The sequence below is a fragment of the Microbacterium sp. 3J1 genome, from assembly GCF_001049495.1.
GTDB lineage: Bacteria > Actinomycetota > Actinomycetes > Actinomycetales > Microbacteriaceae > Microbacterium.
Genome location: NZ_CDWI01000011.1, coordinates 698,811 through 724,208 on the forward strand (window position 1 = coordinate 698,811; position 25,398 = coordinate 724,208).

Genomic DNA, 25,398 nt, shown 5'->3' on the forward strand with positions numbered 1-25,398 from the left:
CGTCCGCGACTAGTGGTCTGCCCTGTCTGGGTGGACCGACCCTGACAGGAGAATTGTGGCTGGAAAACCACGCGTACACGAGATCGCCGCTGAACTCGGCGTCGACAGCAAGATCGCACTTGCGAAGCTCAAGGAACTCGGGGAGTTCGTCAAGAGCCCCTCTTCGACCATCGAACCGCCGGTGGCGCGCAAGCTGCGCGCGGCGATCGAGGCCGACTCGTCGCTGAAGTCCTCCGCTGACGCAGCCCCGGCTGCCGGTGGAGCGAACGCCGGCGGCGCCAAGCCCGGTGCTGCCAAGCCCGGTGCTGCCAAGCCCGGTGCTGCGAAGCCCGGTGCTGCCAAGCCGGGTGCTCCGACTCCCGGCCCGAAGCCCGGTCCGAAGCCGGCACCCGCGCCCGAGGCACCCGCCCCCGCGCCCGCCGCACCCGCATCCGAGGCTCCGGTCGAGCCTGCCGCTCCGGCCGCCTCGCCCGCCCCGAAGCCCGCCGACGGCTCTGCCCCGAAGCCCGCTGACGGCTCGGCTCCCAAGCCCGGGGCGCCTCGTCCCGGCAACAACCCCTTCTCGTCTGCGCAGGGAATGGGCCAGCGTCCGACGGGTCCTCGTCCCGGCAACAACCCCTTCGCCTCCGCGCAGGGGATGGGCCAGCGTCCGACCCCCGGCAACATCCCGCGTCCGCAGGCTCCTCGCCCCGGCGCACCGCGCCCCGGCGCTCCTCGTCCCGGTTCCCCCCGTCCCGGCGCTCCGCGCGGCGGTCAGGGCGGTCGTCCCGGCGGCGCGCCGTTCCAGCAGCGTCCCGGCGGTCCCGGTCGTCCCGGCGGTGCCGGCGGCCCCGGTGCCGGTCCCGGCGCTCGTCCTGGCGGCGGCGGATTCGCCGGTCGCCCCGGTGGTGGCGGCGGTCGCGGCCGTGGTCCCGGTGGAGGCACCGCAGGTGCGTTCGGCAAGGGCGGCGGCAAGAGCAAGCAGCGCAAGTCGCGGCGTGCGAAGCGGCAGGAATTCGAGATGCGGAGCGCCCCGGTCGTCGGTGGCGTCAACGTCACCCGCGGTAACGGGGAGATCATCCGCATGCGCCGTGGTGCGTCGATCGCGGACTTCGCCGACAAGATCGAGACGCTGACCGGTTACACGGTCCAGCCCGGAACCCTCGTGACGATCCTCTTCAACCTCGGCGAGATGGCCACGGCCACCGAGTCGCTGGACGAGGCGACGTTCGAGGTCCTCGGCGAGGAGCTCGGCTACAAGATCCAGATGGTCTCGCCCGAGGACGAGGACAAGGAGCTCCTCGAGGGCTTCGGTCTCGACCTCGAGGCCGAACTGGAGAGCGAGAGCGAGGACGACCTCGAGATCCGTCCCCCGGTCGTCACCGTCATGGGTCACGTCGACCACGGTAAGACGCGACTCCTCGACGCCATCCGCCAGACCAACGTCATCGAGGGTGAGGCCGGCGGCATCACCCAGCACATCGGTGCGTACCAGGTGTGGACGGAGCACGAGGGCATCGAGCGTGCGATCACCTTCATCGACACCCCGGGTCACGAGGCGTTCACCGCCATGCGTGCCCGTGGAGCGCAGGTCACCGACCTCGCGATCCTGGTGGTCGCGGCCGACGACGGCATCATGCCGCAGACGGTCGAGGCGCTCAACCACGCCCAGGCGGCGAACGTGCCGATCGTGGTCGCGGTGAACAAGGTCGACAAGCCCGAGGCGAACCCCGCCAAGGTCCGTCAGCAGCTGACCGAGTACGGTCTGGTCGCCGAGGAGTATGGCGGAGACGTCATGTTCGTCGACGTGTCGGCACGGGCGAACACCGGCATCCAGGAGCTCCTGGACGCGGTGCTGCTCACGGCTGACGCCGGTCTCGACCTCACGGCCAACCCGAACAAGGCCGCTCGCGGTGTCGCCATCGAGGCGAAGCTCGACAAGGGTCGCGGTTCGGTCGCCACGGTGCTGATCCAGTCCGGAACGCTCCGCATCGGTGACGCGATCGTCGCCGGCACCGCCTACGGCCGTGTGCGTGCGATGGCCGACGAGAACGGCGAGCAGGTCCTCGAGGCCTACCCGTCGCGTCCGGTGCAGGTGCAGGGTCTCAACTCGGTGCCGCGTGCCGGCGACGTCTTCATCGTCACCGAAGAGGACCGCATGGCCCGTCAGATCGCCGAGAAGCGTGAAGCGGTCGAGCGCAACGCCCAGCTGGCCAAGGCTCGCAAGCGCATCTCGCTCGAGGACTTCACCCGCGCTCTCGAAGAGGGCAAGGTCGAGTCGCTCAACCTCATCATCAAGGGTGACGTCTCCGGTGCCGTCGAGGCGCTCGAGGAGTCGCTGCTCAAGATCGAGGTCGACGACTCGGTGCAGCTCCGCATCATCCACCGCGGTGTCGGTGCGATCACGGAGTCCGATGTCAACCTGGCGACGATCGACAACGCGATCATCGTGGGCTTCAACGTCCGCCCCGACACGAAGGCGCGCGAGCGTGCTCAGCGTGAAGGCGTGGACATCCGGTTCTACTCGGTGATCTACAACGCGATCGACGAGATCGAGAGCTCGCTCAAGGGCATGCTCAAGCCGGAGTACGAAGAGGTCCAGTCGGGTGTCGCCGAGATCCGCGAGGTGTTCCGCTCCTCGAAGTTCGGCAACATCGCCGGTGTCATCGTGCGCTCGGGAACGATCACGCGAAACGCCAAGGCCCGCGTCATCCGCGACGGTGTGGTCATCGCCGATGGCCTCGCCATCGAGTCGCTGCGTCGATTCAAGGACGACGTCACCGAGGTGCGGACGGACTACGAGGCCGGTATCGGCCTCGGCAAGTTCAACGACATCCAGATCGGCGACGAGATCGAGACCACTGAGCTGGTCGAGAAGCCTCGCGGCTGATCGAGTTCGATATCTTCGGGCGAGGGTGCGTCATGCACCCTCGCCCGAAGGGTACGTAGAGGGAGTGAACAATGGCTGGTGAACGACAGGCACGACTCGCGGACCGCATCCGCGTGATCCTGGCCGAGCGTCTCGAGAAGGGGTTGCGCGACCCGCGCCTCGGTTTCGTGACGATCACCGACGTCCGGGTGAGCGGCGATCTGCAGCACGCGTCCGTGTTCTACACGGTGCTCGGGACGGAAGAGGAGCGCGTCTCCAGCGGCGCCGCGCTCGCCTCGGCGACGGGCATGCTGCGCACCGAGGTGGGCCGTCAGCTGAGCACGCGTCTGGTCCCGACGCTGGAGTTCATCCCGGACGCACTGCCGGAGAACGCCGATCACATCTCGGCTCTGCTCCGTGAAGCGCAGCAGCGTGACGCGGACGTGGCGAAGCTCGCGTCCTCGGCGTCCCACGCCGGCGACGCGGACCCATATGTGCGCCAGGACGACGAACCAGAATCCTGATGTACTGGGGGAGGCCGCCTAAGGCGGCCTCCCCTCTTGCTACCCTCAGCAGACGAGCGGATGCTCGTGCGAACTGGGGGGTTCAGCATCGACGTGTTGAGTGCGCACAGAGCGACGGAGGTCGCTGCGGCCACGATGGAGGACGTCCTCGACGCCCTGCTCGAGAATGATCTGGCCTGCGCGCCCCACGTCGTGGCGCGCATCGTGGCGGAGGTGACCGCCGACCCGCAGGCCGTACGAGCAGTCGCCGGTCTCCTCGACGCCTCTCAGCGGCACGGGCTGAAGCCGCTTCCGTCGCCGCTGCCCCTGATCGAATCGGTGCGGGTCCTCTTCGCCGACCTCACGCTCGACCAGCGGGACCGGGAACTGCTCGTCGCCGCCTCGCTGCGACTCGACGACCGCCTCGACCCGCTCCTCGATTTCGACGGGCGCACGGCGGATGCTCTCGCGCAGTGCGCGGTCGCGGAATTCCTGCTCATCCACGCAGGGCGGGTGCGGATCGCCGACCCTCGTCTATCGATCTGGCTGCGCGCGACGACGACGGCATCGACGGTGGCCGCCGTGCATTCCCGCCTGCATGCCATCTTCCTCGCGCGCGGCGAGAAGGTCGATGCCGACTGGCATCGGGCCCGTGCCTCGCTGTACGGCGTCCCCGAGACCGCGGAGGAGCTCATCCGCATCGCATACGAGCATTCCGCGGCCGGTCTGAGCGAGCGGGCTCTGGATCTCGCCCGCGAGGCGGCTGCGCATGCGACGGGCGGACGCCGAGACGAGGCCTTGGTCGTCGCCGGAGTCGCGGCGATGTCGGCGGGGTATCCCGTCGAGGCCGTCGACCAGCTGTCGGGTCTCTTCCCCGACGCCGAGGAAGGCTGGCGCCTCCGCAGTCTGAGCAGTCTCTTCATCGCTCAGGCGCATCTGCAGGGCGCGGTGCCCGACGTGCCCCTCGAGATGCTCGCACCACGGGACGACGTGAAGGAGCACTGGTACCGGTGGGCGCGGGCGTCAGCGTTCGCCGCCGTGCTGAGTGCCGAGCGCGGCGAGCGGCAGTCGATGCGCGTCTGGCTCGACGAGATGCGCGAGGCGTGCAGCAGGGGCGGGGTGGAGCGCGGACTCCGGGATCCCGTCGTCGCACTCGCATGGCTGATCGTCGGAGAGCGCGATGTCGACGACGCGGAGGGTACCGGCCCGCTGACCGGAGGTGTGCTCCGCGCGATCAGAGCGGCCAGGAACGGAGACATCGACCGCGGTCTCCGCGTGCTCGCCGCCGGGGACTCCGGCATCGGCATGGCGGACGATCCGTTCGTGGCGGGTCTCGAGCGCAGCCCGCTCGTCGCGGCCTACCGCGCTGTCACCGAATCGCTTCTGCTCATGTGGCGAGGCGACATCGCCGTCGCTCGAACGCGGCTCCTGCGCGCGTCGCTCGAGCTCCCGGTGGCTCTGCCCTTCGGCGGTCTCGCGGTGGTGATGGCCCGGCGTCTCGACCTGGCCGTCCTCGGGCATCTCGGCCCCTTCTCGCGGGCTCTCACCGCCGTACTGCCCCCGGCGCTGCGGATCGATCAGCTCGTCGACCGCGGCATCCAGGCCTACCTCTCGGGAGCCTTCGACGAGGCGGCGTCGTTCATGCGGCTGTGGCGAGACCGCGGGGCCCGACAACCCGCCCTGTCCGTGCCCGGCCTGGAGGAGGTCGCGGACGCCGCGGGACTCGCACCGCCGACGGGGCGGCGCATCGAGCCGCCGGAGATCTCGCTCGCACAGGAGCTGCGCTCGCGGATCTCGACCTGCACGGATCGGGACTGGCTGTCGGAGTACCCGCGGATCAAGGCCGCCACGCGCTCGATAGGGTCCCCGTTCACCCGGGGTCGGGTCGAGGCGATGCTCGGCGCCCGCTCGCTCATCCGCGGCGACGCGGCCGCGGGGGCGGGACATCTCGAGGCCGCCCAGAATCTGTTCGAACTCTGCGGTGCGGATGCCTGGTCGAGGGCCGTGTCCGAGCGGCGGCGACGCGCGGATGCCGGGGAGCGGCGTGTCTCCGCGCCCGGTCAGGATCCGCTCGCCGCCTCTCGGCGCATCTGGGAGCCGATCCTCACGACGCGCGAGCTCGAGGTGGCCATGCTCGCGGTGGAAGGCGCGGCCAATCGGCAGATCTCGTCGACGCTCCACCTGTCGGTGCGGACCGTGGAGGTCCACCTCGGCCGGGTGTTCGCGAAGCTCGAGGTGAAGACGAGGGTCGAGCTCACCGTGCTCGCGCATCGGATCGGTCGCTACGCGTGAGCCGGTAGGGTGCGCAGCGGCGACCGCTCACCGGGGCAGGGAGAGCAGCTCGCCGTCCGCCTCGGCGAGACCGTCGCCGATGAGCGAGTCGATCGCTCTGTCGCGTTGCAGAGGGTCCGGCCAATCGGGGAGCACGCCGACGAGGGGGACGGAGTCGGGTGCCGCGTTCCGCAGGGTTCGGAGAACCGCGCCGCGCGCCTGTCGGTCCGAGCCCTCGAACGTCGCCTGACGTCTTCGGGTGTCTTCGGTCTCCGGTCGGCCGGCGGCGACCCAGGCGCAGGTCTCGAGGAGGGGACAGATCTCGCAGCGAGGAGCCCGCGCGACGCACACCGTCGCGCCCAGCTCCATCGCTGCCGCGTTGAACACCGCGGACTCGTGATCAGAGTCGGGGAGGAGCGCATCCATGCGCTCGAGGTCGTGTCGGGAGGGCGGGCCGGGCTGAGCCTGACCGAGGACAGCCCGTGCGATGACCCGCCGCGTGTTCGTGTCGACCACGGGATGTCTGTCGCCGTATGCGAAGACCGCCACCGCTCTCGCTGTGTAGTCCCCGATGCCGGAGAGCTGCAGCAGAGCCTCCACGTCACGGGGCACCACGCCCGCGTGACGCTCGGTGATCTCCTTGGCAGCCCGATGGAGCCAGAGCGCGCGACGGGGATAGCCGAGATTCGCCCACTGCTGCACGACGTCGGCGGGCGAGGCGGCCGCGAGGGCACGAGGGGTGGGCCAGCGGGCGAGCCAGGCGTCGAGGTGAGGGATCACTCGATTCACGGGCGTCTGCTGCAGCATGAACTCGCTGACCAGAGTGCCCCACGCGCCGAAATCGCGCCGGAAGTCCGCCCTCCGCCAGGGCAGGTCGCGCGCCGCGCTCCGATACCACTCGCCGAGCGGCAGCGATTCCGCGGGAGCGGACGACGACGGGGACACCCAGACAGCCTAGGCGAACGTCGCGGGCAGGCCGCGTGCGGTGCAGGACCGGCCGACGGCCATCGTAGGCTGGGGGGATGGTCTCGCCCGGCATCCTCCTCGTCGACAAGCCCGCTGGACTGACCAGCCACGACGTCGTCGCGCGCGTCCGTCGTGCGTTCGGCACGCGCAAGGTCGGCCACGCCGGCACTCTGGACCCCATGGCGACGGGGCTGCTCGTCATCGGTCTCGAAGGGGCCACTCGTCTCCTCACGTACGTCGTCGGCGTCGACAAGACCTACGAGGCGACGATCCGGCTCGGACAGTCGACGGGGACCGACGATGCGGACGGCGAGATCCTCGCGCGGGCGACCGAGGCATCGTGGACCGGGGTCACCCCGGAACGCATCGCCGAAGGCGTGCGCGCCCTGACCGGCGCGATCTCACAGGTGCCCAGCTCGGTCTCGGCGATCAAGGTCGATGGACGACGGGCCTACGATCTGGTCCGCGCCGGCGAGGAGGTCGTGCTCAAGGCCCGCTCGGTGACCGTCTCGCGCTTCGACGTGACCGACCGGCGTGCAGGAGACGGCACGCTCGATCTCGACGTCGTCGTCGACTGCTCCTCCGGCACCTACATCCGATCGCTCGCACGCGATCTGGGTGCCGATCTCGGCGTCGGGGGACACCTGACAGCACTGCGCCGCACCAGGGTCGGCGATTTCGACGTGGCGGATGCGGTCGACCTCGACGGTCTCGCCGACGCGCGATTGCTGTCCCCTGCTGCCGCAGCCGCCCGGGTGCTCGACCCGCTGTCGGTGTCGGCCGCGGATGCCCGTGACCTGCGCCACGGCAAGCGCCTCATCGGTCAGGCCACCCGCCTGCGAGGGTCGCTGGCGGCGGCCATCGACGAGGACGGGGTGCTCGTCGGCGTCGTGGAGAAGCGCGGCGACGACCTGAAGAGCACGATGAACATGCCCGAGGTGGCGCAGTGATCCTCTGGTTGACCCTCACGCAGGTCGTCGTGGCCGCCTCGGCCGGCGCATTCTGCGTGGCACTCGGGCTGTTCGGCCGTCGTCCCAGCGACTACACGGTCGGCGCGCTCGCCCTCGTCGAGCTGCTGCTGATCGTGCAGGTGGTCGTCGCGATCGTCGCGCCCTTCGCCGGCAACCCGCCCACCGGAGACCTGCTCGAGTTCTGGGTCTACCTCGTGTCGGCCGTGCTGCTCCCGATCGGAGCGGTGCTCTGGGCGCTGATGGAGCGCAGTCGATGGAGCACCGTGATCCTGGGCGTGGCTGCGATCGCGGTCGCGATCATGGTCTGGCGGATGCACGTCATCTGGACGGTCCAGGTCGCCTGAGCCGCGTCCAGGGCGCATCCCTGATCGTCCAGCCCGACCTAGAATGGGTGGAGCTATGAGCACCACCGTCCCCAGCACCCGTATGACCGGCATCGGCCGTGTCCTCGTGATCGTCTACGCCGTCATGGCGTTGGCCGCGACGGGTCGCAGCTTCGTCCAGATCGTCCGTCAGTTCGATGAGGCACCACTGGCCTACGCGCTCTCGGCGCTCGCCGCCGTCGTCTACGTGCTCGCGACGATGGCTCTCGTGCTCGCCCGTCGGCGAGGGTGGTACACCGTGGCGTGGATCGCGATCGTCTTCGAGCTCACCGGCGTCCTCGTGGTCGGGGCGCTCAGTCTCTTCCTCCCCGATCTGTTCCCGCACGACACCGTCTGGTCCATGTTCGGCCGCGGCTATCTCTTCATTCCCCTCGTGCTGCCGGTGTTCGGGGTCTGGTGGCTTCGGACGCATCGTCCCGCCGCCGCGGCCCAGCCGCGCGAGACCGCCGGAGCGACCGCGTGATCGTCTTCCGCGACCCTGAGACCGTGCCTGCGGACTTCGGGCCCTCGGTCGTCGCCATCGGCAAGTTCGACGGCGTGCATGCAGGGCATCGCGCCGTCATCCGTCGACTCAAGGAGAAAGCGGCGGAGACGGGGGAGCGCTCCGTCGCCGTCACCTTCGACCGGAATCCGCTGGCGGTGCTGCGGCCGGACCGCTGCCCCGAGAACGTCGTCACGGTCGAACGCAAGCTCGAACTGCTCGGCGAGCTCGGACTCGACGCCACGCTGCTGTTGACGTTCGACGCCGCACTCGCCGCTCGCAGCGCGGAGGACTTCGTGACCGACATCCTCGTCGGCGCTCTCCACGTGTCGACCGTTCTCGTCGGCGAGGACTTCCGCTTCGGGCGAGGCGGAGCAGGCACCCCCGAGCTGCTGCGCGAGCTCGGCCCTCGACTCGGCTTCGACGTCGAGGTCGTGGACGACGTCTTCCTCGACGGCTCTGAGCGTCGCGTCTCATCGACCTGGATCCGCGAGCTGCTGATGGCGGGCGACGTCACGACGGCTGCTCGGGTGCTCGATCGCAACGTCGACGTCCGCGGTGAGGTCGTGCACGGTCTCAAGCGCGGACGCGAACTCGGATTCCCGACCGCCAACCTGTCGGCGTCCGTCGATTCGTTCGTGCCGGCCGACGGCGTGTACGCAGGCTGGCTCTTCGATCACGAGACGGGCATCCGTCATCGGGCGGCGATCTCCGTGGGCACGAACCCGACGTTCGACGACGTGCTCGAACGCCAGGTCGAGGCCCACGTGCTCGGCGGCGAGACCGACCTCGATCTCTACGGACACGATGTGACCGTGGAGTTCGTCGAACGGCTCCGCGGCATGGTCGCCTTCGAAGGGATCGAGAAGCTGAAGGTGCAGATGGCCGCCGATGTCGCGGATGCCGAGCGAGTGCTCGCAGATCGGGCCGTCTGAACGACGCGCCAACTCTCCGTGACCGGATCCGCACCGGCCGATTCGGATGACATAGACTGGGCAACGGTTGCCGTCGGGTCCGCGCGTACGTCGCGCATCGATGGAAACCGGAACCACTGTTCGTACGGTCCTGGCTCACGCCACACGCGGACATCGAGAACGGCCAGCGCATCCGACGGATGCCTCGGCCTTCACGCTCAGGAGGAGCATGCCGACCACGGCAACCGCCGCCACGCGGCGCAAGAAGACCTCACGTCGCGACGACGAGGCACCCCTCATCCCGATCCTCGCGCGCAAGGTGCGCGAGATCGAGGCGAAATCGCAGAGGGGCAAGCTCGGCCCGACGAACCGGGTCAAGTTCCAGGTGATCGCCTTCCTGGTCCGCGAGGAGCGCGCCAGGGTCAAGGCGGATTCCGAGATCGCCGATGCGGCGCGCGCAGAGCTGCTCAAGAGACTCGACGGCGTCGCGACGATCCTCGCCAAGACGGCCGCTCGCGACACCTCGCTCATCCAGCTGCTGGAGGCCGACCAGGCCACATCGCCGGTGGCGAAGCGCATGCGCCGCGACTGGCTGCTGGAGTCGGGCGCAGAGCTCGCGCCCGAGGAGCTGATCATCGCCGACGTCGCGCCGATCCAGGTCCCGGTCGTGTCCGCGGCGATCGCCGAGCGTCAGGTCACTCCGCCGTCCGTCGAAGCGCGGCAGCTGGCGAACCCCTTCCTCGCGCCCGACCTCACCCCTCGCGCCACGAGCACACCACGTCGTCGCCTCGACGGCTGGGAGCTGATGGGCCCCCTGTACAAGGCGTTCGAGACGGGGGCCGGCGGGTCCGCCGCGAGCATGGAGCTGCCGCCCGCTCCGGAGTTCGACCACATCTCGCCGAAGGGGCTGGAGGTGATGGTGCACCAGTCGCGCTTCCTCGAGGCGGTGCGTGCCGGTCACCGCAGGTTCCTGCTCGCCGACGAGCCCGGTCTCGGCAAGACTGCGCAGTCGGTCCTCGCGGCATCCGTCGCGGGCGCCTATCCGCTTCTCGTCGTCGTGCCGAACGTCGTCAAGATGAACTGGGCGCGTGAGGTCGAGCGGTGGACGCCGCAGCGCCGGGCGACCGTGATCCAAGGCGACGGCGACGATATCGACGCCTTCGCTGACGTGTTCATCGTGAACTACGAGATCCTCGATCGGCACATGTCCTGGCTCGCGTCCATCGGACTCCGCGGCATGGTCGTGGACGAGGCGCACTTCATCAAGAACCTCAACTCCCAGCGGTCCCAGAACGTGCTGTCGCTCGCGAACCGCGTGCGCGAGCGCACGCCCGGCGGCAACCCGCTCCTCCTCGCGCTCACCGGAACGCCGCTGATCAACGACGTCGAGGACTTCGACGCGATCTGGCGGTTCCTCGGCTGGACGACCGGCGAGAAGCCGGGACCGGAGCTGATGGAGAAGCTCGACGCGACCGGATTCACCCCGGCCGACAAGGCGTTCTACCCCGAGGCACGGGACGCGGTGATCTCGATGGGCATCGTGCGTCGCAAGAAGAAGGACGTCGCCGCCGACCTGCCCGACAAGCTCATCGCGGATCTGCCTGTGCAGTTGGACGACGAGTTCGGCCGCGGGATCCGTCAGGCCGAGCGCGAGCTGGGGGAGCGGCTCGCCGCTCGCTACCGCCGGATCATCGATGCCCGCGGCGATCGCGGACTCGCGGCGGGCGAGATCGACGACGACATCGTTCGTCTCGTCGCCCAGAACGAGCTCGAGGAGTCGAAGGCCGCCGGCACCGGGGGCGACAACGTCTTCACGATGGTGCGCCGGATCGGTCAGGCGAAGGCGCATCTCGCGGCGGACTACGCCGCGCAGCTGCAGCGCTCGGTCGGCAAGGTCGTCTTCTTCGCCAAGCACATCGATGTGATGGACCAGGCGGAGGCGCACTTCGCATCCGCCGGCATCCGGTCGGTGTCGATCCGCGGCGACCAGACGACGACGGCACGTCAGCAGGCGATCGACGACTTCAACGGCGATCCGGGGGTCGGCATCGCCGTGTGCTCGCTGACCGCCGCGGGCGTCGGGCTGAACCTGCAGGCGGCATCGAACGTCGTGCTGGCCGAGCTGTCGTGGACGGCCGCGGAGCAGACGCAGGCGATCGATCGCGTCCACCGCATCGGACAGGACGAGCCTGTCACCGCGTGGCGGATCATCGCCGCTCACACCGTCGATGCGAAGATCGCGGAGCTCATCGATCAGAAGCAGGGGCTCGCGGCGCGGGCCCTCGACGGTGAGGCGCTGGACGAGGCCGCGGCCGAGCCCGTGCAGCTGGGCGCGCTCATGCACCTGCTGCGGGAGGCTCTCGGCGCCGCCTGAGAACGCATCGAGGATCCGCGTTAAGAACCAGTGTTCTTGACGCGGATTTCTCGTCTCACGAGCCGATCGGACGTATAACCCTCGAATCGTCGCGGAACCGCCGCAAGATCCTCGGTTTTCACCCCCTCGAATGGCGCCCTGTCGGGGAGCGCGCTAGTGTCGATCGCAGGCACCGTCGCCTTTCCCCCTTTCACCGAACCGTCTGAGGCAAGCATGAAGATCGGCATCCTGACGAGCGGCGGCGACTGCCCCGGACTCAACGCGGTCATCCGCGGAATCGTGCTCAAAGGCACCACCACGTACGACCTCGAGTTCGTCGGCATCCGCGACGGATGGCGAGGCGTCGTGGACGGGGACTTCTTCCCCCTCACCCGCCACGAGGTGAAGGGGCTCTCCAAGGTCGGCGGGACCATCCTCGGCACCAGCCGCACCAACCCGTACGAGGGTGCACGCGGCGGGGCCGAGAACATCGCCAAGACGCTCTACGGCCACAAGATCGACGGGATCATCGCGATCGGCGGCGAGGGGACCCTGGCCGCCGCGGACCGCCTGGCGAAGGACGGCATCAACGTCATCGGCGTGCCGAAGACGATCGACAACGATCTCCGCGCCACCGACTACTCGTTCGGCTTCGACACCGCGGTCAACATCGCCACCGACGCGATGGACCGGCTGCGCACCACCGGCGACTCTCACCAGCGCTGCATGGTGGCAGAGGTCATGGGCCGTCACGTCGGCTGGATCGCCCTGCACGCCGGCATGGCAGCGGGAGCGCATGCCATCCTCATCCCCGAGGTTCCGCAGACCCTCGAGCAGATCACGGCGCTCGTCACCAGCGCCCACGACCGCGGCCGCGCGCCGCTCGTGGTCGTGTCGGAGGGCTTCAAGCTCGAGGGCATGGACGAGGCCTACAGCGACAAGGGCCTGGACGCGTTCAACCGTCCGCGCCTCGGCGGCATCGGCGACCAGCTGGCGCCGGCCATCGAGCGGATCACGGGCATCGAGACGCGCGCCACGATCCTCGGGCACATCCAGCGCGGCGGTTCGCCCTCGGCCTTCGACCGCGTCCTCGCGACCCGCCTCGGCCTGCACGCGGCGGATGCCATCGTCGAAGGCGCCTGGGGGCAGATGGTCGCCATGCAGGGGACCGACATCGTGCGGGTGCCCTTCGCGGAGGCGCTCGGCGAGCTGAACACCGTGCCCCGCAGTCGGTACGACGAGGCCGCCGCGCTCTTCGGCTGAGTCACCGAGGAGTGCGGCGGCGCGCCGTCACTCCGCGGCGAGTCCGACAGTGTCGAGGAGCCAGGCCAGTTCGAACGCCCGCTCCTTCCAAGAGTTGTAGCGTCCGCTGACTCCGCCGTGCCCGGCCACCATCTCGCACTTCAGCAGCACGTCGGAGGCGCCGGCCACCCGGAGCGCCGCTACCCATTTCGCCGGCTCCACGTAGAGCACCCGCGTGTCGTTGAGCGAGGTCACCGCGAGGATGCGCGGGTAGTCGACGCCTTCGCGGACGTTCTCGTACGGCGAGTAGGACTTCATGTACTCGTACACCTCGGCACCGTGCAGCGGGTCTCCCCACTCGTCCCACTCGATCACGGTGAGGGGGAGGGACGGGTCGAGGATCGTCGTGAGCGCGTCGACGAACGGCACCGCGGCGAGGATGCCGGCGAAGAGCTCCGGCGCGAGGTTGGCGACGGCGCCCATGAGCAGCCCTCCGGCGCTGCCGCCTTCGGCGACCATGAGGTCTGGTGCGGTGATGCCGCTCTCGACGAGGTACTCGCCGCAAGCGACGAAGTCGGTGAACGTGTTCCGCTTCTTGAGCAGCTTCCCGTCCTCGTACCACTGCCGGCCCATCTCGCCGCCGCCGCGGACGTGCGCGACGGCGAAGACCACCCCTCGGTCGAGCTCCGACAGTCGCGCGACCGAGAAGCCGGGGTCGATCGAGTGCTCGTACGAGCCGTATCCGTAGAGGTGCACGGGCCGAGGCTCGGCACCCGGTTCGCCGAACGACCGCTTCCAGACGAGGGAGATGGGCACCTGAGTGCCGTCGGATGCGGTGGCCCAGGCGCGACGCTGTCCGTAGTCCTGCGCGTCGTAGCCGCCCAGGACGGCCACCTGCTTGCGCAGCACCAGCTCCCGCGTCGCGAGGTCGAGCTCGTACACCGTGCCCGGCGTCACGAACGAGGTGTAGCCGAGCCGGAGGAAGGGGGAGTGCCACTCGGGGTTGCCGCTCACCCCTGCCGAGTACAGCGGCTCGTCGAAGACGATGTCCTCGACGGCATCCGTCGCGTAGTCGAGCAGGCCCACCCGCTCCAGTCCTTCGCGGCGGTACTCGATGGTGGCGAAGTCGCGGAAGGCGTCCATCCCGAGGAGTCGGCGCCCCGCTTCGTGAGGGAGCACGACGCGACGCTCGCCCTGCGGATCGGATGCCGCGACGGAGACGAGCTCGAAGTCCAGCGCGTCGTCGTTGTGCAGGATGAAGAGGCGATCCTCGCCGTCGACCACCGCGTGGTCGAGCGAGTACTCCACCCCTTCGCGTCGAGGCCAGACGACCTCAGGGGTCGCGGTGAGGTCGCCGGACAGATCGACGAGGTGCTCCTCGCTCGTGACACTGGAGCCCATGGCGATCACCAGGTACTTGCGGCTCCGGGTGATCCCGGCTCCGAGCCAGAACTTCTCGTCGGGTTCGTGGAACAGCTTCACGTCGTCCGAGACCGGCGTCCCCAGCCGGTGCAGCCACAGCGTGTCCGGTCGCCAGGCGTCGTCCCGGGTCGTGTAGATGATCCCGGTGCCGTCGGGAGTGAAGAACGCGCTCCCGGTGTCGGGGATCTCGTCCGGCAGCGTCTGCCCGTTGGCGAGGTCGCGGACGCGCACGGTGTACAGCTCGTCGCCCTCGAAGTCCGTAGACCATAACAGCATCGTCGCGTCATCGGACGTGTCGAACGCGCCCAGGGAGAAGAAGTCGTGTCCCTCGGCCTCGGCATTGCCGTCGAGCAGCACGACCTCGCCTGGCACGGGGACGCCGGGCTCCAGCACCGGGGGAGTCCAGTCGCCGTCGGTTGCGGCCGTTCTGCAGTGGATGCCGTACTGCGACCCCTCCTCGGTGCGGCTGTAGTACCACCAGTCCCCGCGCCGGGTCGGCACCGAGAGGTCGGTCTCCTGCACGCGCCCCTTGATCTCCTGGAAGAGAGTCTCGCGCAGCCCGGAGAGGTGGTCGAGCTCCGCCTCGGTGTGGGCGTTCTCAGCCTCGAGGTGGGCGATCACCTCGGGTGAGTCCTTCTCACGGAGCCACTCGTACGGGTCCTCGAAAGAGTCACCATGGTGCGTGCGGAGGGTCGAACGGCGGTCTGCGATCGGGGCATCAGTCACGGATCCCACGCTAGTCGAGGTCGAGTTGACCGGCACTCGACGCGGTGGGAGGATTCAACGGGGCCGGTTAACGGAAGTCAAACCCACGGTGAACTCTTCGTTCGTCACGTCGATCACGTCGACATCTCCCTCTTCCTCAACGACCGAAAGCGAACGGTGGAAACCGCAGCCCTCATCGTCGTGCTGGTGATCCTGCTGGCACTCTTCTTCGACTTCACCAACGGCTTCCACGACACGGCCAACGCGATGGCCACTCCCATCGCGACAGGCGCGCTGAAGCCGAAGACCGCCGTGCTCCTGGCCGCGGTCCTCAATCTCGTCGGGGCCTTCCTGTCCACCGAGGTCTCCAAGACCGTCTCGCACGGCATCATCCGCGAGGAGACGATCCAAGGAGACGTCTTCCTGCCGATGATCTTCGCCGGACTCATCGGCGCGATCACCTGGAACATGCTGACCTGGCTGCTCGGCCTCCCGTCGAGCTCTTCCCACGCGCTGTTCGGTGGCCTCATCGGCGCTACGCTGGTGGGCGTCGGCGTGGGCGGCATCGACTTCGGCATGGTGCTGTCGAAGATCATCCTCCCCGCTCTGATCGCTCCGCTCACGGCCGGCATCATCGCGTTCGCCGCGACCAAGCTCGCGTACTCGCTCACCCGCCGCTACGACGGCAAGCCGGACGGTCGCGACGGCTTCCGCTGGGGTCAGATCTTCACGTCGTCGCTCGTGGCACTCGCGCACGGCACCAACGACGCGCAGAAGACCATGGGTGTGATCACCTTGGCCCTCATCACCGTCGGCTGGCAGAGCAGCGATCAGGCCGATCCGTACCTGTGGGTCATCGTGGCGTGTGCCGTGACCATCGCGCTCGGAACCTACCTCGGCGGCTGGCGCATCATCCGCACCCTCGGCAAGGGGCTCACCGAGGTGAAGCCCGCGCAGGGCTTCTCCGCAGAGAGCTCCACGGCAGCAACGATCCTCGCATCGAGCGCCTTCGGGTTCGCCCTGTCCACCACCCAGGTCGCCTCCGGCTCGGTGATCGGCTCGGGACTCGGGCGCCGCGGCTCGACGGTCCGCTGGCGCACAGCCGGTCGCATCGCCATCGGCTGGCTGCTGACGCTCCCCGCCGCCGGCGCCGTCGGCGCGCTGGCCGCGCTCCTCATCACGTGGCTCGGCAACTGGGGCATCGCCATCGACACGGTGCTCGCGCTCGCGATCATCATCGGTCTCTTCCTGCGTTCCCGCCGCGATGCCGTGACGCACGCCAACGCCATGAGCGACGTCGCGGAATCGGGACTCGCGGTCGAGCTTCCCGACACGCCTCCGCCCACGCGGCGTCAGCAGCGCGCGGCCCAGGCGAAGGCCGAGGCCAAGGCGCGCGCAGAAGCGCGCGAGAAGGGCAAGGCCAAGTCGAAGGCGCGAGTCGACACCGCCGTCGCCGAGAGGCCTGCGGCGGACGCGCCCGCCCGGAACGACGACCCGGCCCACTCGACCGACGGAGAGGAGTCGAAGTGAGCGTCGACATCGATTGGAGCGCATTCCTTCTGGTCTTCGGGGCCGCACTGCTCGGCGCGTGCGCCGTCGTGTCCTTCTATGCGCTCGGGCTCAGACTGCTGGTCCGCAGCGGACACGCGCCGGTCGTGAGCCCCGCCGAGTTCACCGACGCGATCACCGTGATCTCCGAGAAGGAGCTCAAGCGCGCGTCCAAGCAGGCCGCGAAGGCCGCGAGGAAGAGCCCCCTGACCGAAGGGCAGAAGCGACTCGCTCTGGCCGGCGCCTACGCGTGCTTCGCGCTGTGCGCCGCCGCGGTCGTCATCGGCATCCTCGTCATCGTCGTCGGACACTGACTCCGAACCGGTCAGGTCAGCAGACCGGCGACCAGATCGTCGATGATGTCGTCGGTCGATCGATCGGGGTCGATCGGCGTGGTCAGTCGATCGAGCAGCAGACCGTCGACGGCGTAGTGGAACAGGGCGATCTCGCGCCGCCCGCCGGGGAGCCCTGCCGACGCGTTGAACGCGACGTCGGCGTCGAACCCCGCCCGTTGCCATGCGCCCATCATCGCCGCGACCTCCGGGCGACGGCTGCTCTCCAGGCGCAGTTCGAAGAGTGCGATCGTGACATTGCGGTCGTCGCTCAGCCGCCGGACGATGTCGCGCAGGTAGTCCGCGAAGAGGGCCTTGTCCGGTGCGCCGGTGGACCGTCGTCGAAGATCTTCGTCCGAGGGGGCGAGTCTCTCGCCGATGCGCTCGACGAGGCCCTCGATGAGGGCATCCCTGCTGCGGAAGTAGTTCGACGTGGTGCCGACAGGAACCTGCGCGGCGACGTCGATCGCGCGATGCGTGAGGCCGCGGGAGCCTTCGGCGGCCAGCACCTGGAGCCCCGCGTCGGCGATCGCCCGTCGTCTGGTGTCGTTCTTGGCCATTCCGGAACTCTATCGCCGGTACTACAGGTGAGGTGGTCGCGGTCGGTCCGCGATCGCGGTCGGGACCCTAGGCTGGGGGCATGACCGAGCCCACCGGGGAGCACGCCTTCGGGCGTCATGCGCCGGCCTCCCACGTCCTCATCCACGTCAGCGATCCGCATTTCCTCGCAGGGGGCGCGAGGCTCGGCGGCCGTTACGACGTCGAGTCGAACTTCGCGCGCACGCTCGACGCCATCCGTGCAGTGCACCCGAATCCGGCGGCGATCGTCGTCACGGGCGACCTCGCCGACCTGGGCGAGCCCGATGCCTACCGGCGGCTGCGGGCCGCCGTCGAACCCGTCGCGGCGGCGCTCGGCACGGTCGTCGTCTGGGTCGCCGGAAATCACGACGAGCGTCCCGCGCTTCGCGAGGGCCTTCTCGATCTGGCGCCGACCCAGGAGCCGGTCACGGGAGTCTGGGATCTCGACGGGCTGCGCGTCATCGCCCTCGACACCAGCGTGCCCGGCTGGCACCACGGCGATCTCGACGACGGCCAGCTCGCCTGGCTCGCGGAGGAGCTCCGCGAGCCCGCGCCTCACGGCACACTCCTCGCGATGCACCACCCGCCGCTCCCCAGCCACCTTCCCCTCTTCGACATCCTCGAACTCCGGCACCAGGACGAGCTCGCCGAGGTCGTCCGGGGGAGCGACGTGCGCGGCATCCTCGCGGGTCACCTCCACTACTCATCCCACGGAACCTTCGCCGGTGTCCCGGTGAGCGTCTCGTCGGCCACGTGCTACACGATGAACGTCGCCCGCCCCGCCTCCGAGGTGAACGGCATGGATGCCGCTCAGGCCTTCGGACTGGTCCACGTGCACCCCGACACCATCACGCACACCGTCGTGCCCGTGACCGACGCTCCGACCGGTGACTACTTCTCGCCGCAGTGGGTGGAGAAGATGGCGCGCCTGAGCCCGGAGGAGCGGCTCGAGGCCTTCTCGCGCAAACGATGACTCGCGGTCCCATCCCGTTCGGGGAATGAGCACGGGCGTAGAATGGTGGCATCCCCCGCCCTCCCACACTCGCCACTACCCACAAGGATGTGACATGGCTTCTGCCGCGCCTGCCCCCACCCGCACCGAGACCGATTCCCTCGGAAGCATGGAGATCCCCGCCGACGCGTACTGGGGTATCCACACCGCTCGCGCCGACGCGAACTTCCCGATCACCAAGCGTCCGATCTCGGTGTATCCCGACCTCGTGGTCGCCCTCGCGATGGTGAAGCAGGCGAGCGCCAGGGCCAACCGTGAGATCGGCGTCCTCGATGCAGAGCGGGCGGACCTCATCGACCGGGCTGCCCAGCGGGTCATCGACGGCGAGTTCCACGACCAGTTCACCGTCGGGGTGATCCAGGGCGGTGCCGGGACGTCGACCAACATGAACGCGAACGAGGTCATCACCAACGTCGCGCTCGAGATGGCGGGACGCGAGAAGGGCGACTACGCGTTCCTGTCGCCGATCGACCACACCAACCGCAGCCAGTCGACGAACGACGTCTACCCGACTGCCGTCAAGATCGGCCTCTCGCTCACGCTGCGGTCGCTGCTGGAGGAGCTCGACCTGCTGCGAGTGTCGTTCCTGCACAAGTCGCACGAGTTCCACGATGTTCTCAAGGTCGGGCGCACCCAGCTGCAGGATGCGGTTCCCATGACGCTGGGGCAGGAGTTCCACGGCTTCGCATCGACGCTCGGGTACGACCACACCCGCCTCACCGAGAACGCGTCGCTGATGTTCGAGATCAACATGGGTGCGACGGCCATCGGCACCGGCATCACGACGCACGTCGACTACGCGGCGGCCGTGCTCAAGCATCTGCGCGAGATCACCGAGCTCGACCTCGTGACCGCAGGTGATCTCGTCGAGGCCACCAGCGACACCGGGTCGTTCATGTCCTTCTCCTCGACCCTCAAGCGCAACGCGATGAAGCTGTCGAAGATCTGCAACGACCTGCGGCTTCTCTCCTCGGGTCCCCAGGCAGGGTTCGGCGAGATCAACCTCCCCGCGATGCAGGCGGGATCGAGCATCATGCCCGGCAAGGTGAACCCGGTGATCCCCGAGGTCGTCAACCAGGTGGCCTTCGCCGTCGCGGGTGCCGACATGACGGTCACGATGGCGGCGGAAGCAGGACAGCTCCAGCTGAATGCCTTCGAGCCGGTCATCGCCCACTCGATCTTCCAGTCGATCACGTGGATGCGCCAGGCCATGTGGACGCTGCGGGTCAACTGCGTCGACGGCATCACCGCGAACCGCGACCGCCTCGGCGCGATGGTCGGGGCGTCGGTCGGCGTGATCACGGCGCTCACGCCGTTCATCGGCTACGCGGCGGCCGCCGCGCTGGCCAAGACGGCACTGCTGACGAACCGCAATGTCGCCGATCTCGTCGTCGAGGCCGGTCTGATGTCCCGCGACGAGGTCACGAAGCAGCTCTCGCCGGCTCGTCTCTCGGGTCTCGAAGCGATCACGTCGGCGATCCCCGTCATCACTCCCGAGGACCTCATCGAGATCTGAGACGAAGACGAGAAGGGGCCCCGGCGATCATCGCCGGGGCCCCTTGTCGTCTCGGGTGTGTGAGCGGGGTGGGTCAGTCGAGCATCCGGCAGTGCGTCGTCAGCTCGCCGATGCCGTCGATCCCGACGGTGACCGTGGACCGGTCGCGGAGGAAGATCTGCGGGTCGCGGGAATAGCCGGCACCGCCGGGGCTGCCCGTCGAGATGAGGGTGCCGGGCAGCAGGGTCAACGACTGCGAGAGGTGGGCGATCAGCGTGGCGACCGAGCGCACCATCTGATCCGTGCTGGCGTCCTGCACGGTCTGCCCGTCGACGACGGCCCAGATGTGCAGATCCTGCGGGTCGGCGACCTCGTCGGCGGTCACGACGAACGGCCCGGTGGGGGTGAACCCGTCGAAGGACTTGCACCGGGACCACTGCGCCTCGGAGAACTGGACGTTGCGGGCCGTGATGTCATTCACCACGGTGTAGCCCCAGACGTGCGACAGGGCATCGGCTTCGCGGACGTCCTTGGCGGGGGTGCCGATGAGCACGCCCAGTTCCGCCTCATAGTCGACGGCCTCGCTCAGTGCCCGCGGCCAGGACGTCGTCTGCTCGTGCCCCGAGAGCGAGTTGGGCCAGAGGGTGAACACCGTGGGCGCGGCATCGGTCTTCAATCCGAGCTCGCTCGAGTGCGCCGCGTAGTTCAGGCCGACGGCGAGGACGGCCGGGGGAGCGATGACGGCCGAGGCGAACGCCCACCCCGAGAGCGGATGCCGCGGGGCTCCGCCCTCCGCGATCGCGGTGCGAAGGGCGTCGAGCGCGGGCTGGCCACCCTCGATCAGCTGCTGCAGAGTCGCAGGCGGGTCGGGAAGGAGGTCGGAGACGAGGATGGCGTCGGCGCCGTCCACCACCGCGAGGTTCGCAGCGGGGGAGTCGGCGCGACGCAGATGAGCGAACCGCATGTGTCTACGCTATCCGGTGGTGCGCGAGATCGGCTGGAGGAAGTCGCCAACCCCGAGGGAAGTCGGTTGTTCCCCATATGCTCTTGGCTATGAGTTCCGGAGGACCGTCCCAGCCATCGCCGTACACGCCCCCGCCGTACCAGGGCCAGCCGAGTGCGGGATCGCCGGACCCTCAGGGATACCCGCAGCAGCAGGCCCCGGCAGGGTACCGGCCGCCTGCTCCGCAGCAGTACTCGGCTCAGCAGTACGCGCGGTCGGGGTACACACCGGCTCAGTTCGCGCAGGGACCCGGCTACGAGTCCGTGCTCGCCCAGCCGACTCCGTACTCCCCGCCGGCCCCGGTGGCGCCCGCTCCGGCACCCGGACTCCCCGCGCTGCCGCCCGCTCGTCGTGGTGGTCGGATCGCGCTGGGGGTGCTGTTCGGATTCCTCGGGCTCCTGATGCTCGCGCTCGTCGCCTACTTCGGTCTCTTCCTCGGTCCTCTCGCCTCGATCGTCGGTCTCGTCCTGGCGCTCGTCCCGCTCGCCATCGTCTTCTTCGTCGTGCGCATGATCGACCGGTGGGAGCCGGAGCCCCGGACGCTGGTGTTCTTCGCCGTCGCCTGGGGCGCGATAGCCGCCGTGGGGCTCACTCTGCTGGTCGACCTGGGGCTGTCGTTCCTGTTCGGACCCCGCGGAGAGGTCTCGAGCGCCGTCATCCAGGCGCCGATCGTCGAGGAGTTCTGGAAGGGCGTCGGAGTCTTCCTGATCTTCCTGATCGCGCGCCGCTCGTTCGACGGCCCCGTTGACGGCGTCGTCTACGGCGCCCTCGTGGGTGCGGGCTTCGCCTTCACCGAGAACATCCAGTACTTCGCCATCAGCCTCATCGAGGGCGGGAGCGGGCAGCTCACCGTCACCTTCATCCTGCGCGCCGTCATGTCGCCCTTCGCGCACGCGATGTTCACCGCGCTGACGGGTCTCGCGATCGGACTGGCGGCACGTCGGCAGGCCTCGCCGGGAACGGCGCTCGGCGCCGGACTCCTGGGGATGCTCGGGGCGATGGTCCTGCACGGCCTCTGGAACGGCTCGTCGTTCGCCAACTTCTTCCTGCTGTACTTCGTCCTGCAGGTGCCGCTGTTCATCGGCTTCATCCTCGGCATCATCGCTCTGCGCCGCGAGGAAGCCCGCCTGACGAAGGCGCGTCTGGGGGACTACGCGGCAGCCGGGTGGTTCACCCCCGAGGAGGTCACCATGCTCGCCACTCCTGCCGGACGCAAGACGGGTCTCCGATGGGCTTCGCAGCTGCGGGGCGACCGCCGTCCGCTGATGCGCGAGTTCATCAAGGATGCGACGATGCTCGCGTCCGTGCGCCAGCGGGCGATCACGGGACGCGACCCGCTCGCTCCGGCAGACGAGCAGGCGCTGCTCGCCCGCACGCGTGCGACGAGGGCGGCGCTGCTCGCCTACTGATGAGGTGCTGACACACTCAGCGCCCGGTGCTGCGGCGATGCCTGCATGTCTCCCGGGCGCTGAGTTGGTCTGTAAACAGGGTGCACCCGGGTCTCCGAAGGTGTCAAGGGGTTCGCCGAAAGCCTCTGCGGAGGGCGCCACCGTCGTGTTCGCTGTGAGCAGGCGCCGTCGCGTTGACCCGCGGGGCGGCGCTCGGGTTGGATGGAAGCATGACTGATCGTACGAAGCCTGAGTTCGACGCCCCCACCGGTCCCGCGCCCGCGGAACTCGTGATCCGCGACATCATCGAAGGTGACGGCACCGAGGCGAAGCCCGGCGACACCGTCACCGTCCACTACGCCGGTGTCGAGTTCGAGTCCGGCGAGGAGTTCGACTCCTCGTGGGGACGCGGCGAGACCATCCAGTTCCCGCTCCGCGGCCTCATCCAGGGCTGGCAGGACGGCATCCCCGGCATGAAGGTCGGTGGCCGCCGTGAGCTCGTGATCCCGCCGCATCTCGCCTACGGGCCCGTCGGAGGAGGGCACTTCCTCTCAGGCAAGACCCTGATCTTCATCATCGACCTCGTCGCCGTCGGCTGACCTGCCTCGAGTGAGCAGAAGGCGCCGTACCCGTAGGGGTGCGGCGCCTTCTCGCGTCTCGCGCCGATCTCTCGTTTCGTATTCAGGGGAATACATGCGCTCGCATGTAAGTTGGGGGAAGTGACGCCGCGGACGCGGCCCCTCATCCGTTGCCGCACATCGCGGCCGATGTCTCCAAGGAAAAACCATGACCAGCATCGACATCCCCGGCTACCGTCCCGGCACCTGGGTGCTCGACCCGTCCCACAGCGAGGTCACCTTCAGCGTGCGCCACATGATGATCTCCAAGGTGCGCGGCACCTTCGGCGTCAAGAGCGCCACGCTGATCGCTCCTGAGAACCCGCTCGAGGCTCGCGTCGAGGCGAGTGTCGACGTGACCTCCATCGACACCAAGGACGAGGGGCGCGACACGCACCTGCGCTCGGGCGACTTCTTCGACACCGAGAACTTCCCGACCATGGACTTCGTCTCGACCGGCGCCCGCGCCGAGGGCGGTGAGCTGTTCGTCGACGGCGACCTGACGATCCGCGGCATCACGAAGCCGGTGAGCTTCGAGCTCGACTTCGGCGGCTTCGGCTCCGACCCCTGGGGCAACTACAAGGCCGGCGCGTCGGCGAAGACCGTGATCAACCGCGAGGACTTCGGCCTCACGTGGAACGCGGCTCTCGAGACCGGCGGAGTGCTGGTCGGCAAGGACGTCACCATCAGCCTTGACCTGCAGGGTGCGCTGCAGCAGGACTGATCGCCTCCGATCGACAGGACCCCGGGCCCTCAGGGTTCGGGGTCCTCTGCGTCCTGCAGTCGGGCGACGAGGGTGATCGGATGACCGCGATCGCGGTCGCGGCCGCGGTCCGTGGACCGGCCGGATGCCTGGTAGACTCTACAGGTTGCCGTTCGATCGGCCGCGGATAAAGAGAGCCCTCGCATCAGGCGTCGGGCGCCGCGCAACAAGCAGAGAGGGGATCGAATCTATGGCACTGGAAGCAGACGTCAAGAAGGCGATCATCGAAGAGTACGCGACGCACCCCGGTGACACCGGATCCCCCGAGGTGCAGGTCGCGATGCTGACGCAGCGCATCAAGGACCTCACCGAGCACCTGAAGGAGCACAAGCACGACCACCACTCGCGTCGTGGTCTGTTCCTGCTCGTCGGTCAGCGCCGCCGCCTGCTGGGTTACCTGCAGGACATCGACATCAACCGTTACCGCTCGCTCATCGAGCGTCTCGGCCTTCGTCGATAACGCATCTCGACCCTGCGTGCAATCGCGCAGAACATTCTTGAGAAGGCCGCCCCACGGTGTGGGGCGGCCTTCGTGTGTTCGGGGGGAGTGCACGGCGTCGCGCGGCGCGGACGCCGGCACGGACGCCGCCGTTGTCAGGCTCGCACGGCCACCAGGTCGGGGTGATGGATCGCGGCGACGTCGGGGTGCGCGCGCAGCCGGGACTTCATGGCGTTCTCGCCGTAGGTGGCGTGGATGGGATTGCTCGGGTCCTCAGTGATGCCGGTCGCCTCTGCGGCCAGGTCGGCAGGGAGCTCGAGAAGCGGCAGCTGCTGGTCGAGGGCGGGGTTGAAGAAGAACGGGATCGAGATGCGCTCCTCCGGTGCCTTCGGTGAGATCACCCGGTGGTTGGTGGCCTTCAGATATCCGCCGGTCGCGTACTCCAGCAGCTCGCCGATGTTCACGACGAACGCGCCGGGAACGGGCGGTGCCGACACCCATTCACCGTCCCTCTCCACCTGGAGCCCGCCCTTGCCCGGCTCGACCCAGAGCAGGGTCAGCACGCCGGAGTCCTTGTGCGCGCCGACGCCCTGCTGGGGCTCGGGCTCATGGGTGCCCGGGTAGCGGACGATCTTGATCAGGGTCGACGGGTCACGGAACGGCTCGTCGAAGTACGACTCCTCGGCTCCGAGCGTGAGCGCCCAGGCGCGCAGCAGCTTGCGTGCGATCTCGGTCAGCGTGTCGTGCCACTCGGTGACGACCGCCTTGAGCTCCGGCTGGGCAGCAGGCCACAGGTTCGGCCCGACCAGGCGATGGAAGGCGGGACCGCCCTCCACGGGCTCGCGCTCGGGGCCGATGTCGATCTGCTCACGCCAGTCCACGGCGCCCTGCGTCCGCTCGCCCCCGATGCGGGTGTAGCCACGGAAATGCGGACTGTTCACGTTCTCGATCGCGAGCTTGTCCGCCTCGGGGAGGGCGAAGAAGTCCAGCGCGGCCTGGTGGAGTCGCGCCTCGAGGTCGGGGGAGATGCCCGTGCCCGTGAGATAGAAGAATCCCACGTCATGGGTGGCCGCCCGCAGCTCGTCGCGGAATCGTGCCGCGGCCTCGGGGCCGGCGTCGAGCTGGGACAGGTCGAGGATGGGGAGCGAGAGATCAGCCATGCC

The 25,398-nt window shown here is 68.9% G+C and carries 22 protein-coding genes; 17 read left to right on the plus strand and 5 right to left on the minus strand.

Going from position 1 to position 25,398, the window contains the following annotated elements:
* The first annotated feature begins 55 nt into the window (after nt 1–55).
* The 3 genes from infB to BN2660_RS12275 all read left to right on the plus strand — a co-directional run bounded on the left by infB (nt 56) and on the right by BN2660_RS12275 (nt 5,643).
* Nucleotides 56–2,869: a translation initiation factor IF-2 gene (gene infB, locus BN2660_RS12265; RefSeq protein WP_091232336.1), complete on the plus strand. Its 2,814-nt coding sequence runs from the start codon at nt 56–58 to the stop codon at nt 2,867–2,869.
* Nucleotides 2,870–2,940: 71 nt separating this feature from the next.
* On the plus strand, nt 2,941–3,372 hold the full coding sequence (gene rbfA, locus BN2660_RS12270) for a 30S ribosome-binding factor RbfA (protein WP_091232339.1): 432 nt from the start codon (nt 2,941–2,943) through the stop codon (nt 3,370–3,372).
* Between the two features lie 96 nt (nt 3,373–3,468).
* Nucleotides 3,469–5,643, plus strand: a complete 2,175-nt coding sequence (locus tag BN2660_RS12275; RefSeq protein ID WP_176697184.1) for a helix-turn-helix transcriptional regulator — start codon at nt 3,469–3,471, stop codon at nt 5,641–5,643.
* 27 nt (nt 5,644–5,670) lie between these two features.
* Here the strand turns inward: BN2660_RS12275 and BN2660_RS12280 are convergent, their stop codons facing one another.
* Nucleotides 5,671–6,567, minus strand: a complete 897-nt coding sequence (locus BN2660_RS12280) for an HhH-GPD family protein (protein ID WP_091232345.1) — start codon at nt 6,565–6,567, stop codon at nt 5,671–5,673.
* 77 nt (nt 6,568–6,644) lie between these two features.
* Between BN2660_RS12280 and truB the strand changes: the two genes are divergently transcribed.
* The 6 genes from truB to BN2660_RS12310 all read left to right on the plus strand — a co-directional run bounded on the left by truB (nt 6,645) and on the right by BN2660_RS12310 (nt 12,953).
* Entirely contained in the window at nt 6,645–7,538 is an 894-nt protein-coding gene (truB, locus tag BN2660_RS12285) for a tRNA pseudouridine(55) synthase TruB (protein WP_091232348.1), read from the plus strand.
* The gene (locus tag BN2660_RS12290; RefSeq protein ID WP_091232352.1) at nt 7,535–7,903 is read left to right on the plus strand and encodes a hypothetical protein; all 369 of its coding nucleotides are present in this window, start codon (nt 7,535–7,537) and stop codon (nt 7,901–7,903) included. Before truB ends, BN2660_RS12290 begins: the two co-directional genes overlap by 4 nt.
* A gap of 55 nt (nt 7,904–7,958) precedes the next feature.
* Entirely contained in the window at nt 7,959–8,405 is a 447-nt protein-coding gene (locus BN2660_RS12295; RefSeq protein ID WP_255305154.1) for a hypothetical protein, read from the plus strand.
* Entirely contained in the window at nt 8,402–9,358 is a 957-nt protein-coding gene (locus BN2660_RS12300; protein ID WP_091232358.1) for a bifunctional riboflavin kinase/FAD synthetase, read from the plus strand. Before BN2660_RS12295 ends, BN2660_RS12300 begins: the two co-directional genes overlap by 4 nt.
* A 208-nt stretch (nt 9,359–9,566) precedes the next feature.
* Entirely contained in the window at nt 9,567–11,711 is a 2,145-nt protein-coding gene (locus tag BN2660_RS12305; RefSeq protein ID WP_091232362.1) for a DEAD/DEAH box helicase, read from the plus strand.
* A gap of 213 nt (nt 11,712–11,924) precedes the next feature.
* Nucleotides 11,925–12,953: an ATP-dependent 6-phosphofructokinase gene (locus BN2660_RS12310; RefSeq protein ID WP_091232366.1), complete on the plus strand. Its 1,029-nt coding sequence runs from the start codon at nt 11,925–11,927 to the stop codon at nt 12,951–12,953.
* A 27-nt stretch (nt 12,954–12,980) separates the two neighbouring features.
* Here BN2660_RS12310 and BN2660_RS12315 read toward each other — a convergent pair whose 3' ends face one another.
* Entirely contained in the window at nt 12,981–15,080 is a 2,100-nt protein-coding gene (locus tag BN2660_RS12315; RefSeq protein WP_091233650.1) for a S9 family peptidase, read from the minus strand.
* Nucleotides 15,081–15,236: 156 nt separating this feature from the next.
* Between BN2660_RS12315 and BN2660_RS12320 the strand changes: the two genes are divergently transcribed.
* Both BN2660_RS12320 and BN2660_RS12325 read left to right on the plus strand, forming a co-directional pair.
* Nucleotides 15,237–16,589 (plus strand): inorganic phosphate transporter, encoded by a 1,353-nt coding sequence (locus BN2660_RS12320; RefSeq protein ID WP_091232369.1) that lies wholly within the window; start codon nt 15,237–15,239, stop codon nt 16,587–16,589.
* Nucleotides 16,586–16,921 carry a peptidase gene (locus BN2660_RS12325; protein ID WP_091232372.1) on the plus strand — a complete coding sequence of 112 codons (336 nt, stop codon included), beginning with the start codon at nt 16,586–16,588 and terminating at the stop codon, nt 16,919–16,921. Before BN2660_RS12320 ends, BN2660_RS12325 begins: the two co-directional genes overlap by 4 nt.
* A gap of 11 nt (nt 16,922–16,932) precedes the next feature.
* Here the strand turns inward: BN2660_RS12325 and BN2660_RS12330 are convergent, their stop codons facing one another.
* Nucleotides 16,933–17,499 (minus strand): TetR/AcrR family transcriptional regulator, encoded by a 567-nt coding sequence (locus BN2660_RS12330; protein ID WP_091232376.1) that lies wholly within the window; start codon nt 17,497–17,499, stop codon nt 16,933–16,935.
* Nucleotides 17,500–17,579: 80 nt separating this feature from the next.
* Here BN2660_RS12330 and BN2660_RS12335 point away from each other — a divergent pair, with 80 nt between their 5' ends.
* Both BN2660_RS12335 and BN2660_RS12340 read left to right on the plus strand, forming a co-directional pair.
* A complete protein-coding gene (locus tag BN2660_RS12335) occupies nt 17,580–18,491 on the plus strand; it encodes a phosphodiesterase (protein ID WP_091232379.1) in 912 nt (303 codons plus the stop codon).
* A gap of 94 nt (nt 18,492–18,585) precedes the next feature.
* On the plus strand, nt 18,586–20,046 hold the full coding sequence (locus BN2660_RS12340) for an aspartate ammonia-lyase (RefSeq protein WP_091232381.1): 1,461 nt from the start codon (nt 18,586–18,588) through the stop codon (nt 20,044–20,046).
* Nucleotides 20,047–20,119: 73 nt separating this feature from the next.
* Here the strand turns inward: BN2660_RS12340 and BN2660_RS12345 are convergent, their stop codons facing one another.
* Nucleotides 20,120–20,989: a fumarylacetoacetate hydrolase family protein gene (locus tag BN2660_RS12345; protein WP_091232384.1), complete on the minus strand. Its 870-nt coding sequence runs from the start codon at nt 20,987–20,989 to the stop codon at nt 20,120–20,122.
* Nucleotides 20,990–21,078: 89 nt separating this feature from the next.
* Between BN2660_RS12345 and BN2660_RS12350 the strand changes: the two genes are divergently transcribed.
* The 4 genes from BN2660_RS12350 (at nt 21,079) to rpsO (ending at nt 24,256) form a co-directional block, all read left to right on the plus strand.
* Nucleotides 21,079–22,437, plus strand: coding sequence for a PrsW family intramembrane metalloprotease (locus BN2660_RS12350; protein WP_091232386.1), 1,359 nt, complete (start codon nt 21,079–21,081; stop codon nt 22,435–22,437).
* Nucleotides 22,438–22,646: 209 nt separating this feature from the next.
* On the plus strand, nt 22,647–23,015 hold the full coding sequence (locus BN2660_RS12355) for an FKBP-type peptidyl-prolyl cis-trans isomerase (protein ID WP_056308170.1): 369 nt from the start codon (nt 22,647–22,649) through the stop codon (nt 23,013–23,015).
* A gap of 187 nt (nt 23,016–23,202) precedes the next feature.
* Nucleotides 23,203–23,757 carry a YceI family protein gene (locus tag BN2660_RS12360; protein ID WP_091232389.1) on the plus strand — a complete coding sequence of 185 codons (555 nt, stop codon included), beginning with the start codon at nt 23,203–23,205 and terminating at the stop codon, nt 23,755–23,757.
* A 229-nt stretch (nt 23,758–23,986) separates the two neighbouring features.
* Nucleotides 23,987–24,256, plus strand: coding sequence for a 30S ribosomal protein S15 (gene rpsO / locus BN2660_RS12365; RefSeq protein WP_005048780.1), 270 nt, complete (start codon nt 23,987–23,989; stop codon nt 24,254–24,256).
* A gap of 134 nt (nt 24,257–24,390) precedes the next feature.
* Here the strand turns inward: rpsO and BN2660_RS12370 are convergent, their stop codons facing one another.
* On the minus strand, nt 24,391–25,395 hold the full coding sequence (locus tag BN2660_RS12370; protein ID WP_091232392.1) for an isopenicillin N synthase family dioxygenase: 1,005 nt from the start codon (nt 25,393–25,395) through the stop codon (nt 24,391–24,393).
* Nucleotides 25,396–25,398: the final 3 nt, after the last annotated feature.